This window comes from Pseudomonas sp. IT-P294 (assembly GCF_949767865.1).
Classification (GTDB): domain Bacteria; phylum Pseudomonadota; class Gammaproteobacteria; order Pseudomonadales; family Pseudomonadaceae; genus Aquipseudomonas.
The window spans coordinates 208,623-223,352 of the sequence record NZ_CATKQW010000001.1; the positions used below are offsets into that span (position 1 = coordinate 208,623).

13 protein-coding genes are annotated in these 14,730 nt (G+C 56.0%); 9 read left to right on the forward strand and 4 right to left on the reverse strand.

Features of this window, described 5'->3' with window-relative positions:
• Positions 1 to 164 precede the first annotated feature (164 nt).
• Both ACM6I0_RS00965 and ACM6I0_RS00970 read left to right on the forward strand, forming a co-directional pair.
• Positions 165 to 1,535, forward strand: coding sequence for an McrB family protein (locus ACM6I0_RS00965; RefSeq protein WP_285433805.1), 1,371 nt, complete (start codon positions 165 to 167; stop codon positions 1,533 to 1,535).
• Positions 1,532 to 2,833, forward strand: coding sequence for an McrC family protein (locus ACM6I0_RS00970; RefSeq protein WP_285433806.1), 1,302 nt, complete (start codon positions 1,532 to 1,534; stop codon positions 2,831 to 2,833). Before ACM6I0_RS00965 ends, ACM6I0_RS00970 begins: the two co-directional genes overlap by 4 nt.
• Positions 2,834 to 2,890: 57 nt before the next feature.
• Here ACM6I0_RS00970 and ACM6I0_RS00975 read toward each other — a convergent pair whose 3' ends face one another.
• The 4 genes from ACM6I0_RS00975 to ACM6I0_RS00990 form a co-directional block, all read right to left on the reverse strand.
• Positions 2,891 to 3,397 carry a Bro-N domain-containing protein gene (locus tag ACM6I0_RS00975; RefSeq protein WP_285433936.1) on the reverse strand — a complete coding sequence of 169 codons (507 nt, stop codon included), beginning with the start codon at positions 3,395 to 3,397 and terminating at the stop codon, positions 2,891 to 2,893.
• Between the two features lie 406 nt (positions 3,398 to 3,803).
• A complete protein-coding gene (locus ACM6I0_RS00980) occupies positions 3,804 to 5,054 on the reverse strand; it encodes a ribonucleotide-diphosphate reductase subunit beta (RefSeq protein WP_084322765.1) in 1,251 nt (416 codons plus the stop codon).
• Positions 5,055 to 5,571: 517 nt separating this feature from the next.
• Positions 5,572 to 5,886, reverse strand: a complete 315-nt coding sequence (locus ACM6I0_RS00985; protein WP_285433807.1) for a hypothetical protein — start codon at positions 5,884 to 5,886, stop codon at positions 5,572 to 5,574.
• A 188-nt stretch (positions 5,887 to 6,074) separates the two neighbouring features.
• A complete protein-coding gene (locus ACM6I0_RS00990) occupies positions 6,075 to 6,338 on the reverse strand; it encodes a DUF2790 domain-containing protein (RefSeq protein WP_090187135.1) in 264 nt (87 codons plus the stop codon).
• Between the two features lie 473 nt (positions 6,339 to 6,811).
• Between ACM6I0_RS00990 and acs the strand changes: the two genes are divergently transcribed.
• From acs to ACM6I0_RS01025, 7 genes are all read left to right on the forward strand, one after another.
• Positions 6,812 to 8,767, forward strand: a complete 1,956-nt coding sequence (gene acs / locus ACM6I0_RS00995; RefSeq protein ID WP_414921278.1) for an acetate--CoA ligase — start codon at positions 6,812 to 6,814, stop codon at positions 8,765 to 8,767.
• Between the two features lie 707 nt (positions 8,768 to 9,474).
• A complete protein-coding gene (locus ACM6I0_RS01000) occupies positions 9,475 to 10,248 on the forward strand; it encodes an ABC transporter substrate-binding protein (RefSeq protein ID WP_285433809.1) in 774 nt (257 codons plus the stop codon).
• A 91-nt stretch (positions 10,249 to 10,339) separates the two neighbouring features.
• Positions 10,340 to 11,029: an ABC transporter permease gene (locus tag ACM6I0_RS01005; protein WP_090187128.1), complete on the forward strand. Its 690-nt coding sequence runs from the start codon at positions 10,340 to 10,342 to the stop codon at positions 11,027 to 11,029.
• A complete protein-coding gene (locus tag ACM6I0_RS01010) occupies positions 11,026 to 11,724 on the forward strand; it encodes an ABC transporter permease (RefSeq protein WP_285433810.1) in 699 nt (232 codons plus the stop codon). Before ACM6I0_RS01005 ends, ACM6I0_RS01010 begins: the two co-directional genes overlap by 4 nt.
• Before the next feature lies 1 nt (position 11,725).
• Complete coding sequence (locus tag ACM6I0_RS01015) at positions 11,726 to 12,838, forward strand: M14 family metallopeptidase (RefSeq protein ID WP_414921279.1); 1,113 nt, start codon at positions 11,726 to 11,728, stop codon at positions 12,836 to 12,838.
• A gap of 27 nt (positions 12,839 to 12,865) precedes the next feature.
• Positions 12,866 to 13,630, forward strand: coding sequence for an ABC transporter ATP-binding protein (locus ACM6I0_RS01020; protein WP_007943885.1), 765 nt, complete (start codon positions 12,866 to 12,868; stop codon positions 13,628 to 13,630).
• Between the two features lie 113 nt (positions 13,631 to 13,743).
• The gene (locus ACM6I0_RS01025) at positions 13,744 to 14,724 is read left to right on the forward strand and encodes a GlxA family transcriptional regulator (RefSeq protein ID WP_414921280.1); all 981 of its coding nucleotides are present in this window, start codon (positions 13,744 to 13,746) and stop codon (positions 14,722 to 14,724) included.
• The last annotated feature ends 6 nt before the right edge of the window (positions 14,725 to 14,730 follow it).

The window sequence follows — 14,730 nt, forward strand, 5'->3', positions numbered from 1 at the left end:
TCGTTGTACGGCTTTACCCGTGATAGCAATGTGGTTACCGTTGTAGGATTAGTTTCCTGCGGCTGTGAGCCGTTTCCTACGTTGGTTCGGTTCATACAAACCTCATCGACTGTGAGGGAAGCCAGCAATGCCCATTTTGCTCACGTAGCAAGGATAGTGACTCGATGACTTCGCCTGCACTCAACCAGATTTTGTTTGGTCCACCGGGAACCGGCAAGACGTACGCCACCATCGAGGCCGCTCTAGAAATACTTGATCCTGAGTTTCTACAGGTCAACAACGGTCGGGCAGCTTTGAAGAAACGCTTCGATGAGCTATCTGCAGAGGGACGTGTTGAGTTCGTTACTTTTCATCAAAGCTTCAGCTACGAGGACTTTGTTGAGGGGTTGCGTGCAGAAAGCGGAGAGGACGGAAAACTGCGCTATCACGTTGTCGATGGCGTGTTCAAAAAATTGTGCGCCACTGCCATCACCCATATGAAAAAGCCTAGTGTTCCATTTACGGTAGGAGAGTCATTTGCTTCGGGATATGTAGTTACGAGCGCGTCCGTTGAGTTGCTCAATTTGATTAAGCCTAAGGGGAAAGAACTACCGATAGGGATGAGCATCCTCAACACGCTTGCTGATTATGTGCGTTCCGGGCAATTAACCGTCACAGATATTCGCAACAAGCTAGTTTTTGAAAAGGTCTCAGAAACCAAGCTGGAACCATTTCTCGTCAATGGCTACAACAATATTTTGCCGATTTTGGTCGAGCGCATTCTGGATACTCCAACCGATGGTGAAGCGGCCAAGGTGACAGCCGATTCGAGCGATGCTCGCGTACTTATCATCGATGAAATAAATCGCGGCAACATTTCACGAATTTTTGGCGAGCTGATTACGCTCATAGAACCGTCCAAGCGTTCCGGAGCTGATGAGGCATTGAAGGTGACGCTTCCGTATTCGAAGGATCATTTCAGCGTTCCGAGTAATGTCTATCTCATTGGTACTATGAACACTGCGGATCGCTCGCTGGCGGGTCTAGACATCGCGTTGCGTCGTCGTTTCACTTTCCGTGAAATGCCGCCGAAGCCTGAGCTACTGAAAAATATTTTCGTGGGCGAACTAAACGTCGCCCAGCTCCTTACTGTGATGAATCAGCGAATCGAAATGCTGCTAGACCGTGATCATTGTCTGGGGCACGCGTATTTCATGCCTTTAGAGAGTGAACCTACGCTGAAACGGTTGGGGCTAATCTTTCGTGAGCAAGTGCTCCCATTGCTGCAAGAGTACTTTTTTGAGGACTGGCTACGAATTCAGTGGGTGCTTAACGATCATCGCAAGGCCCCTGAAAATTGCTTTATCAAACAGCCACCGTTCAATCCGGGATCGTTGTTCGGTGATCAAGTGGTGCTCAGTAACCAAAGTAACCAATGGCTTATCAACGAAGATGCCTTCGACCGAATTGAGTCTTTTTGTGGAGTCGTTGATCACGAAGCGATCCCCTTGAGCCTGCAAGGCGCTATTGAAACTAAGAAAGGTTTGACGGCGTGAAACCCGTCATCACGGTTCGAGAGTACGCGAGACTGACGACGGATAAGGTGACTAAGCCGACTTTGGATCTTGCGCAAGTTTCAGTGTCTGCCTTTGACTGGCTATGCAAACTCAACGCTTCTTTCAGCAATGCTGGAGCTGCGCTGGTTCAACTTGAGAACCGCCGTTTACTGAAACTCGACAATTATGTCGGTGTACTGGAAACACCCTGCGGCACGCGTCTTGAAATTCTTCCCAAGCATTTTGAGCAAGAGGACTGTATCAAGCAGAGCAGAGCATTGTTGCGGCGCATGATCCAAGCTTCTCTAAATTTACCTACCCGAGAAGTCGGCGCGGCGGATCTACAAAACTTCGATGCGCCGTTGAGCGAATGGGTCATGGGCCGATTCTTGCTGGCTCTGGATCATTTGATTAAGCGAGGTCTACGCTTTGACTACCAACGCGTAGAAGAGGAGCAGCGATTCCTGCGTGGTCAATTGGATTTGGTTAAGCAGATGCGCCAGCCCCTTGGTCGTCAGCACCATTTTCAGATTCGACACGACATCTATCTGCCCGACCGACCAGAAAATCGATTGCTCAAATTAGCGTTAGATCAGGTCTGCAAAACGACTAATGATGCTGGTAATTGGCGACTGGCTCATGAGCTAAGATGTGTTTTGTTAGAGGTGCCAACAAGCCGTGACGTGCAACAGGATTTTAAACAATGGAGCAACGAGCGACTGATGGCGCACTACGTTCCGGTAAAACCCTGGTGCGAGCTGATCATCAAGCAACAGATGCCTTTGGCGGTTGCTGGAGATTGGCATGGCATGAGCTTGCTGTTCCCGATGGAACGGCTGTTTGAGCGCTATGTAGCTGCGAGTCTTGGCAGGGATTTGCAGGGCGATGCCCAACTGCAAACTCAATCTCACAGTGAGTATTTGTGTCAACACAAAGGCAAAAATTTCTTCCAGCTACGGCCGGACCTGATGGTTCACCATCAACAAAAGAGTTGGGTGCTGGACACAAAATGGAAGCGATTGAGTTCATCCTCTGAGGATAAAAGCTACGGTTTGAAGCAGTCCGATTTTTATCAGTTGTTCGCTTATGGCCACAAATACCTTGCGGGCGAGGGGGAGTTGGTGCTGATTTACCCCAGACGATCTGCATTTGACGCGCCGCTGCAGGTATTCGAGTTCGCTCCGCAGCTCGCACTTTGGGTGCTGCCGTTTGATATGGAGCGTGGGGTATTGTTAGGCGCTCCTGAAGGGTTCCCGCTTCACTCTCAGCAACAGCGATCAAGTGAACAGTCGGCGTGATGCTCAACGTTCCCAATCAAATGGGTGCAGAAAGCTGCACCCATCTTTAACGGCTTTCTAAAATAGAAATAGCCGTGAAGCTTTCCTCCACCAGGATATTTGCTGTTGGGTCGGCAGGATGCAAGGCATGTCCCGCATCCGAATCCATGGTTCATTCTGCCAATGCAGCAAACTCAGTTGCATCTGTGGCCAATCCAAAACGCTCAAGGTCGGTCGCTCAACTGCCCGCGATGGTCTTGCGTCACGCAGTGCAGCTACAACCTGATGTGTAAGCCATTCGCGTAGTGAGCGATATTCCGGGCAATAGTGATAAACCAATAACGCATACACGCCCGATTCGCTGAGCATCAGTCGTTCCTCTGCTACTCCGTGAGCGTGCACCAACAACATCCGTCGCTGATCTGTATCGAGTTTTCGGGACATTCGCTCATCCAAATACTTGCCCATTAGCCGTCCTATATCACGCGCGCAAAACCAGGCTTGGTTTTCGAAGAGTAGGGCGTGGAGAAGAATGTCGCGACGAGTGAATAGGGTGGATGCGAGAGGCTCCCTCTCGTCGTTCATTGGTGTGGGTAAACTTCTGGATGCGAGTTGAGTAGACATAATCCGTGACCTCTACGTATTAAGGGGGCAGGGCTAGACCCAACGTAGAGTGGAATTAAGAAATCCCAACGAGCAAAGCCGTCACCTTCGAGCGACAAAACACCATAGGGTGAATTGCGCATCTGTGTGATTGACCAAGCTTTCTACGTTGGGCGTTTCTTAGGCACCTGCAATGGAGCTTAGTGGTGCTTTGAATGGACATCAATGCGGAAGCAGCTGTAAGTGCTGTAGGAGTTTTGACGCAGTAGCGTAGGGGTGAAAGGTAGGAATTCATTCCCCAATAAAAAAGCCCCGATCAGATCGGGGCTTTTAATTTTTCGACTTGTCGATTCAGGCAGCAATCGTCAAATCGTGGCGAGCGAGACTATTAGTCCCAGCTAAGCGCCCCACCAGTCTGATACTCAATAACCCGAGTCTCAAAGAAATTCTTCTCTTTCTTCAAGTCCATAATCTCGCTCATCCAAGGGAACGGGTTAGTCGTCCCTGGATACTCTTCCTTCAAACCAATCTGCGACAAACGACGGTTAGCGATGAACTTCAAATAGTCCTCCATCATCGCCGCGTTCATGCCCAACACGCCGCGAGGCATGGTGTCACGTGCGTATTCGATTTCCAGCTGAGTGCCTTGCAGAATCATCTGCGAAGCTTCTTCCTTCATCTCGGCATCCCACAGGTGCGGGTTTTCGATTTTGATCTGGTTGATCACGTCGATGCCGAAGTTCAGGTGCATGGATTCGTCGCGCAGGATGTACTGGAACTGCTCGGCGACGCCGGTCATTTTGTTGCGGCGGCCCATGGAGAGGATCTGGGTGAAGCCGCAGTAGAAGAAGATGCCTTCCAGAACGCAGTAGTAGGCGATCAGGTTGCGCAGCAGCTCTTTGTCGGTTTCGACGGTGCCGGTTTCGAACTTCGGATCGGAGATCGAACGGGTGTATTTGAGGCCCCAGGTGGCTTTTTTCGCGACCGATGGGATCTCGTGGTACATGTTGAAGATCTCGCCTTCATCCATGGCCAACGATTCGATGCAGTACTGGTAGGCGTGGGTGTGGATCGCTTCCTCGAAAGCCTGGCGCAGGATGTACTGGCGGCATTCCGGGTTGGTGATCAGGCGGTACACGGCCAGGACCAGGTTGTTGGCAACCAGGGAGTCGGCGGTGGAGAAGAAGCCGAGGTTACGCATGACGATGCGGCGCTCGTCGTCGGTCAGGCCTTCCGGGTCTTTCCAGAGGGCGATGTCGGCGGTCATGTTGACTTCTTGCGGCATCCAGTGGTTTGCGCAACCGTCCAGATACTTCTGCCAGGCCCAGTCGTACTTGAAAGGCACGAGTTGGTTGAGGTCGGCGCGGCAGTTGATCATGCGCTTTTCGTCGACGGCAACACGGGCGGAGGCGCCTTCGAGTTCGGCGAGGCCTTCGGCGATGTCGAGGTTGTCCAGGGCAGCTTTTGCACGGGCGATAGCGGCAGAGTCGGTCGCGGTTACGGCGCGAGCTTCTTGAGCGGCGACACCACCAGCGGTGTCGAGTCGGTCCATGTTGGCTTCAGTCGCGTGGCCGGCGTTGGCGCCTTTTACCACGGTCTCGCCGCTGTCTTCTTTGTCGAATTCGTCCCAGCTCAGCATGACGTGTCGTCTCCTGCGTGAGGGCCAGATGCCCGTGTGAAAACTCTATGGTTGGTTTTTCACACGACCTTACTGGCCGCGTTGGATAGCGTTTTTTGCAGCGGTACACGCAGGCAAATAAACATAAATTAGTACGGGGTTCCGAGAGCCTCTGACGGGCGCAGAAATCGGTGAGGACTTCGGCGTGGGCTTCAGACTGGCTGTTATCCCTGTAAGGGAATATTGCAGGCCCGTTTAAGCCGGCATTATAGGGAAATTTTTGCGGCCGTGGTGGGGCGAATCCGCGCATGGAGCGGTCGAGAAGGAAGGTTTTTCGGTCGGAGCGAGGGTTTATAGGGCTTTGGCTGGATATCGCGGGTGAAGATTTTTTTTCATAAATTTTGGCGAACAATTTTTTTGTTCAAAAAATAGCCAAAAAAACCGGTTTTTCACTACATGTTGTGTTTTGAATCGGTTTTCGGTGGGTCCAGACACAACTAAGCCCGACCGAAGTCGGGCTGTAAGTCACGCTCGATGATCAGCTGAAGCGAGCGGCACCGACGCGATCAGCGCCATCGGCAGCAACCTTGGCGGCTCCGGTGTGATCAAAACCGTCGGCAGCGACTTTGGCGGTGCCAGTGTGATCAAAACCGTCAGCGGCGAGTTTGCCTGCACCGATGTGATCGGCGCCATCAGCGGCGAAGGAGGCCGAGCCGGTATGGTCGTAGCCGTCAGCAGCAACAGCCGCTTCAGTGGTGAAAGCCGCCGAGCCGGTGCGGTCGTAGCCGTCAGCAGCAAAGGTGTTGGCAGCCAGGACAGACAGGGTCAGGGCGAGGATCAGTTTGGTTTTCATGGTAGTGGCTCCAGGTTCGTGGGCGTTTTGTGCCTTGGGTGTGGAATTCATACTACGCCGACAAATTTGATTAAAAAGCGCAAATAAATGCTTAAAACAATCGTAAAAATCGATCTATACGGTTCGGCGCTTCATCTGCCTGAAACAGCGGGCGGATGGGTCGAACCGTTTAGGGGAGTGCCGGGTGATTAGCCGTTAGAGCAGCCGTTACCCATGATGCTGTAGCGAAGAATATGGCGTTGACCGTTGGAGTCGTCGTATTCCATTTTCATTGGAACGACGCCGCACACATCCGGGACTTCACTCATGGAGATAACTTTGGCGATGTCCAGGTGAGTGGAGTAAGTGTATTCCTCGATGGCCGGTTTTTGCTGCGCAACATCAGTCGGAGCCTCGTCTGCCATGGCGGTTACGCACAGACTGCTGAGGGCCAGAACTAATAAAGCTTTCATTTCTTTTTTACCTTTTAAAGGTCGAGTGGGGTCACGCAACCTTTTTGGGGTTGCGTGTGGAACTTGATTACTGGTGGGTTGATTAACTGCCTTCGTGGGGGCTGCAACTTGGTTAATCAGGGTTTGCCTTGTTGGCGAGGCAGATTTTAGGCGTGGGGTCTGCATTCATATAGGTGGGCTTTTGATAAACACCTTTGACAGATTTCGTAACAATCACCGATTTACGTTGTAAAAGGCGGTTTATTAGCGAAATAGCGACGTGGTTTTTCGAGTGGACCGCGTTATTACTTTTTGCGCTCAAGCCGCATAACCAATGGGCTGGCGGGGTGTTTGGGACGTGCGTTCCAGGCGTGTCCGGGGCTTATCACGATAATTTGTAGGGGCTTGTTACTACCATCGTCGAATGGTTCTATAGGCCCGGCCCGGCTACAACAGGGTCATACAAAAACAACTATTCCACCGAGGTAAGAAAGATGAGTGCGGCTTCCCTGTATCCCGTTCGTCCCGAGGTTCTGGCCAACACGCTGACTGACGAGGCGACCTACAAGGCGATGTACCAGCAGTCCGTCGTCAATCCGGACGGCTTCTGGCGCGAACAAGCCAAGCGCCTCGACTGGATCAAGCCTTTCACCACGGTGAAGCAGACGTCCTTCGACGATCACCATGTCGACATCAAATGGTTCGCCGACGGCACCCTGAACGTTTCCTACAACTGCCTCGACCGCCATCTGGCCGAGCGCGGCGATCAAATTGCGATCATCTGGGAGGGCGATGACCCTGCCGAGAGCCGCAACATCACCTACCGCGAGCTGCACGAACAAGTCTGCAAGTTCGCCAACGCCCTGCGCGGCCAGGATGTGCACCGCGGCGACGTGGTGACTATCTATATGCCGATGATCCCCGAAGCCGTGGTCGCCATGCTGGCGTGCACCCGGATCGGCGCGATTCACTCGGTGGTCTTCGGTGGCTTCTCGCCGGAAGCCCTGGCGGGCCGCATCATCGACTGCAAATCCAAAGTGGTGATCACGGCCGACGAAGGCATTCGCGCCGGCAAGAAGATCCCGCTCAAGTCCAACGTCGACGACGCACTGACCAACCCGGAAACCAGCAGCATTCAAAAAGTCATCGTGTGCAAGCGCACCGGTGGCGACATCAAGTGGAACCAGCATCGCGACATCTGGTTTGAAGACCTGATGAAAGTGGCGGGCACGGTCTGCGCGCCGAAAGAAATGGGCGCTGAAGAAGCGCTGTTCATCCTTTACACCTCCGGTTCGACCGGCAAGCCAAAAGGTGTCCAGCACACCACTGGCGGTTATCTGCTGTACGCGGCGATGACCCACGAGCGCGTGTTCGACTACCGTCCGGGCGAAATCTACTGGTGCACCGCCGACGTCGGCTGGGTCACCGGCCACACGTATATTGTCTATGGCCCGCTGGCCAACGGCGCGACCACCGTGCTGTTCGAAGGCGTGCCGAACTACCCGGACATCACCCGGGTGGCGAAGATCGTCGACAAGCACAAGGTCAACATCCTCTACACCGCACCGACCGCTATCCGCGCGATGATGGCGTCGGGCAAGGCCGCCGTTGAAGGCGCTGATGGCAGCAGTCTGCGTCTGTTGGGTTCGGTCGGTGAGCCAATCAACCCGGAAGCGTGGGATTGGTACTACAAAAACGTCGGCCAGTCCCGCTGCCCGATCGTCGACACCTGGTGGCAAACCGAGACCGGTGCCACGCTGATGAGCCCGCTGCCGGGTGCTCACGCGCTCAAGCCGGGTTCTGCGGCACGTCCGTTCTTCGGCGTGGTGCCAGCCTTGGTGGATAACCTGGGCAACATCATCGAAGGCGCTGTCGAGGGCAACCTGGTGATTCTCGATTCGTGGCCAGGTCAGGCGCGCACGCTGTATGGCGACCATGATCGGTTCGTTGACACCTACTTCAAGACTTTCCGTGGCATGTACTTCACCGGTGACGGCGCCCGTCGCGATGAAGACGGTTACTACTGGATCACCGGTCGTGTGGATGACGTGCTCAACGTCTCCGGCCACCGCATGGGCACCGCCGAAATCGAAAGTGCGATGGTTGCTCACCCGAAAGTCGCCGAGGCCGCCGTCGTCGGCGTGCCGCACGACATCAAGGGGCAGGGCATCTATGTCTACGTCACCCTGATCAGTGGCGAAGAGCCGAGCGAGCAGTTGCGTCTGGAGTTGAAAAACTGGGTACGTAAGGAGATCGGTCCGATTGCATCCCCGGACGTCATCCAGTGGGCGCCAGGCTTGCCGAAAACCCGCTCGGGCAAAATCATGCGGCGCATTCTGCGCAAGATTGCGACGGCCGAATACGATGGGTTGGGGGATATCTCCACCCTGGCGGATCCGGGTGTAGTGCAGCATTTGATCGAGACGCACAAGACCATGAATGTTGCGTAAGTAACAATCTTGAGTCACCAAGGCCCCGCCCGGCATTGCGCCTGGCGGGGCTTTTTATTGCCTGGGGTTTTTGTGTAGGGATCGTTCCCACGCTCCGCGTGGGAATGCATCCAGTGACGCTCTGCGTCACACGCAGGAAGGGACGCAGAGCGTCCCGGGCGGCATTCCCACGCGGAGCGTGGGAACGATCAGCACGATCAGGACGATCAACGTTGATTTTCAACCAATATTTATCGGCTCACCTGTCAGCCGATTCCTACTGTTACCCGCCGCCCTTCAAGTAACTAAATGTGTAACCGCGCGTTCGGAGGCGGGGCATTGAGAAACGCATCGCCCCATTCCCGGGCCTCTGCAACCACCCTGAAAAATAAGACACAACGCTGCGCTTGCCGGATTAGAAGGGTTTGCCAATAATAGGCCCGCAATTTGCAGCATAGATCGGTTCACTGTCTTTTGCTCTTGCATGAATTTGCAAGGCTGTCAACGCGCTCAAGCGGCTTTCTCGGTGCTTCTGTAATTAGTTGTCGCATTGAAGAAATATCGGCTTCGGGCCTGTCGTTAGAATGCCGATCACTCGCTCGTTGTCGCCCGCGTTGAAAATAACGCGCGATTCCTACAACGCAGCATCGCTTTTCCGGTTCCACTCATTCGCATATTGGGCTGTCGCTCACTCTGCCGTTTTAGCCCTTTACCGATGGAGTCCCAAGATGAAGAAACTCGTGCTGCTTGGCGCCCTGGCACTGTCCGTGCTGTCTCTGCCAACCTTCGCCGATGAAAAGCCTCTGAAAATTGGTATCGAAGCGGCTTACCCTCCGTTCGCGTCCAAAGCGCCGGACGGCAGCATCGTTGGTTTCGACTACGACATCGGCAACGCCCTGTGCGAACAGATGCAGGTCAAGTGCGTGTGGGTCGAGCAAGAGTTCGACGGTCTGATCCCGGCACTCAAAGTGCGCAAGATCGACGCGATCCTGTCGTCCATGTCGATCACTGAAGACCGTAAGAAGTCCGTGGACTTCACCAACAAGTACTACAACACCCCGGCCCGCCTGGTCATGAAGGAAGGCACTCAAGTCAGCGAAGGCTTGACTGAGCTCAAGGGCAAGAACATCGGCGTGCAACGTGGTTCGATCCACGAGCGTTTCGCTCGCGAAGTCCTGGCCCCGCTGGGTGCTGAGGTCAAGCCGTACGGTTCGCAGAACGAAATCTACCTCGACGTGGCTGCTGGCCGCCTCGACGGCACCGTGGCAGACGCTACGCTGCTCAATGACGGTTTCCTGAAAACCGACGCCGGCAAAGGTTTCGCCTTCGTTGGCCCTGCCTTCACCGACGTCAAATACTTCGGCGACGGCGTGGGTATCGCGGTTCGCAAGGGCGACGCGTTGAAAGACAAGATCAACACCGCGATCGCTGCCATTCGCGAGAACGGCAAGTACAAGCAAATCCAGGACAAATACTTCGCCTTCGATATCTACGGCAAGTAACACGTCCAAGCGACAAGTCCGAAATGGCGCAAGCAACAGGATCTCTGAGGTTTGCGCCATTTTTTCATCCCAACATTCGAGGACCTGAATCATGTTGAAAGGCTACGGGGCTGTCATCCTCGATGGCGCATGGCTGACGCTTCAGCTCGCCTTGTCGTCCATGGCCCTGGCCATCGTTCTGGGTCTGATCGGCGTTGCATTGCGTCTGTCACCGGTTCGCTGGCTGGCATGGCTGGGCGATCTGTACTCCACGGTGATCCGCGGTATTCCCGACCTGGTGCTGATCCTGCTGATTTTCTACGGCGGCCAGGATTTGCTTAACCGTGTCGCACCGATGCTTGGCTTTAACGATTACATCGACCTGAACCCGTTGGCCGCCGGTATCGGCACCCTGGGCTTCATCTTCGGTGCGTACCTGTCGGAAACCTTCCGTGGCGCCTTCATGGCGATCCCCAAAGGTCAGGCAGAAGCCGGCATGGCGTACGGCATGAGCAGTTTTCAGGTGTTCTTCCGGGTCTTGGTGCCGCAGATGATTCGTCTGGCAATCCCGGGCTTCACCAACAACTGGCTTGTATTGACCAAGGCGACTGCGCTGATTTCGGTGGTCGGTCTGCAAGACATGATGTTCAAGGCCAAGCAGGCGGCAGATGCCACCCGCGAGCCTTTCACCTTCTTCCTCGCAGTGGCGGCGATGTACCTGGTAATCACCAGCGTCTCGTTGCTGGCATTGCGTCACCTTGAGAAGCGCTACTCGGTAGGCGTAAGGGCGGCTGATCTATGATCTTCGACTACAACGTCATTTGGGAGGCCTTGCCGCTGTACTTCGGCGGCCTGGTGACCACCCTTAAATTGCTCGCGCTGTCGCTGTTTTTCGGCCTGCTGTGCGCCTTGCCACTGGGCTTGATGCGCGTTTCCAAGCAGCCGATCGTCAACATGACGGCCTGGCTCTACACCTACGTGATCCGCGGCACGCCGATGTTGGTGCAGCTGTTCTTGATCTACTACGGGCTGGCGCAATTCGAAGCGGTGCGTGAGAGCTTCCTGTGGCCGTGGCTGTCCAGCGCAACGTTCTGTGCGTGCCTGGCGTTCGCGATCAATACCAGTGCCTACACCGCTGAAATCATCGCCGGCAGCCTGCGCGCCACGCCGAACGGTGAGATCGAAGCGGCCAAGGCGATGGGCATGTCGCGCTACAAATTGTACAAGCGCATCCTGTTGCCGTCGGCCCTGCGCCGGGCGCTACCGCAGTACAGCAACGAAGTGATCATGATGTTGCAGACCACCAGTCTGGCGTCCATCGTGACCCTGATCGACATCACCGGTGCCGCGCGTACGGTCAACGCCCAGTTCTACTTGCCGTTCGAAGCCTACATCACGGCCGGTGTGTTCTACCTGTGCCTGACCTTCATTCTGGTCAAGCTGTTCAAACTGGCCGAGGGCCGCTGGCTGGGCTATCTGGCCCCGCGGAAGCACTGATATGGAGCGCATCGATCATTCATTGCCGTGGAGCCACCTGGGCAGCGAACGCCAGATTTCGGTGTTCCGCTTCGGCACTGGCGAGCGCAAAGCCTACATTCAGGCCAGCCTGCACGCCGATGAGCTGCCGGGGATGCGCACGGCCTGGGAGCTGAAAAAGCGCCTGGCCGAACTCGAAGCCCAAGGCTTGCTCAACGGTGTGATCGAACTGGTGCCAGTGGCCAACCCACTGGGCCTCGGTCAGCTGTTGCAAGGCAACCATCAAGGGCGTTTCGAGGCAGGCAGCGGCAAGAACTTCAACCGCGATTTCGTCGAGCTGAGCGCGCCAGTGGCCGCTGCGCTGGACGGGCGTCTGGGTGATGATCCGCACGCCAACATCCGCATGATTCGCCAGGCCATGAGTGATGCACTCGACGCCTTGCCGCCGGCCGCGAGCCAGTTGCAAGGCATGCAGCGCATCTTGCTCAGCCACGCTTGCACCGCCGATGTGGTGCTGGATCTGCATTGCGATGCCGAAGCGGCGCTGCACATGTATGCCTTGCCGCAGCACTGGCCGCAATGGCGTTCCCTCGCCGCGCACCTGGACGTGAAAGTGGGGCTGCTGGCGGAAGATTCCGGTGGCAGTTCCTTCGATGAGGCCTGCTCGCTGCCATGGTTGCGTCTGTCGCGTCAGTTTCCCGATGCGCAAATTCCGCTGGCCTGCCTGGCGACTACCATTGAATTGGGTGGTCAGGCCGACACCGGTCGCGCTGAAGCCTGTGCTTATGCCGAAGGCATTCTGGCGTTCCTCGCCGAGCAAGGGCTGATCAGCGGCGAATGGCCAAAGCCTGCGCAGGAAGCGTGCGAAGGCCTGCCGTTCGAAGGCACCGAATTGCTGTTTGCACCGCACCCGGGTGTGGTGAGTTTCCTGCGTAAACCCGGTGAATGGATTGAAGCCGGCGATGAGATTTTCGAAGTGATCGATCCGTTAGCGGATCGGGTCAGCACGGTGTGTGCTGGTACGTCCGGGGTGCTGTTTGCCATTGAACGGCTGCGTTATGCCCAACCCGGTTTCTGGCTGGCCAAGGTGGCGGGGCGCGAAGCGCTGCGTCACGGGCGCTTGCTCAACGACTGACTGACTGTTTTTGTGAGAACCGACCGCATGTACAAACTTGAAGTCCAAGACCTGCATAAACGCTATGGCAGTCACGAAGTGCTCAAGGGCGTGTCCCTGAAAGCGGCGGCTGGCGATGTGATCAGCATCATCGGCTCCAGTGGCTCCGGCAAAAGTACCTTCCTGCGTTGCATCAACCTGCTTGAGCAGCCGCACGCGGGCAAGATTCTGCTCAACAACGAAGAGCTGAAACTGGTCGCCAACAAGGATGGCGCCCTGAAGGCCGCCGACCCGAAACAGTTGCAACGCATGCGTTCGCGCCTGTCGATGGTGTTCCAGCATTTCAACCTGTGGTCGCACATGACCGCGTTGGAAAACATCATGGAAGCGCCGGTCCACGTGCTTGGCATGTCCAAGGCTGAAGCCCGTGAAAAAGCCGAGCACTACTTGAACAAAGTAGGCGTGGGCCACCGCAAGGATGCCTATCCGGGCCACATGTCCGGCGGCGAGCAGCAGCGCGTGGCGATTGCCCGTGCGCTGGCGATGGAACCTGAGGTGATGCTGTTCGACGAACCGACGTCCGCCCTCGACCCGGAACTGGTCGGCGACGTGTTGAAGGTGATGCAGGCCCTGGCACAAGAAGGCCGGACCATGGTGGTGGTCACGCACGAAATGGGTTTTGCCCGTGAAGTGTCGAACCAGCTGGTGTTCCTGCACAAAGGTGTCGTTGAGGAAAGCGGTAACCCGCGTGAGGTGCTGGTCAATCCACAGTCCGAACGTCTGCAACAATTCCTCTCGGGTAGCCTCAAGTAATCGCTCCCGTTACGCACCAAATTAGGTCATGCTGCGCACCGCGCGCCAGATGGTCTAATTTGGTTGCAGCCGCTTTCGGCTTCTAACACTGTTTTCGTTTCGGATTGCCCGCCATGACTGCCCATCGAATTGGTTTCCTGATTTGGCCCAGCACTAAAGCACTGACGCTTGCGCTGGCTGAGGAGGCCTTGCGTGTTGCCCAGCGTGTGCACCCGGACGTTGTCTACGAACTCTCGTTTTTGCAGGCCGAACCGCCGACCGAAGGCGCCTGGCAATTGCCGGGTGAACCGTGGGCCGGCAAGCTCGAAAATTTCCAGAAACTGTTTTTGCTCGCCGATGAGCCGCCGACCGCACTCGCGCCGCCGCTCAGCAGTTCGTTGAAGCAGTTGGTGCGAGCCGGTTGTGTGATTGGTGGTTTGTCGGCCGGTGTCTACCCGTTGGCTCAACTGGGTTTGCTCGATGGCTACCGCGCCGCCGTGCATTGGCGCTGGCAAGACGATTTCGCCGAACGTTTCCCGAAAGTCATCGCCACCAGTCATCTGTTCGACTGGGATCGTGATCGCCTGACCGCGTGCGGTGGCTTGTCGGTGCTCGACTTGCTGCTGGCGGTGTTGGCCCGTGATCACGGTGCCGAACTGGCCGGTGCGGTCTCCGAAGAGCTGGTGGTCGAGCGCATCCGCGAGGGCGGCGAGCGCCAGCGTATTCCGCTGCAGAACCGTCTCGGTTCCAGCCATCCGAAGCTCACCCAAGCCGTGTTGCTGATGGAAGCCAACATCGAAGAGCCGCTGACCACCGACGAAATCGCCCAGCACGTGTGCGTATCCCGTCGGCAGTTGGAGCGGATCTTCAAGCAATACCTCAACCGCGTGCCGAGCCAGTACTACCTGGAGCTGCGCCTGAACAAGGCCCGGCAAATGTTGATGCAAACCAGCAAGTCGATCATCCAGATCGGTTTGTCGTGTGGCTTCTCGTCGGGGCCGCATTTCTCCAGCGCTTACCGCAATTTCTTCGGCGCCACGCCGCGGGAAGATCGCAACCAGCGGCGCAGCAGCAGCCCGTTCGAGTTGTCGTCGGTGCCGTCGGAACGAGGCTGACGGCGA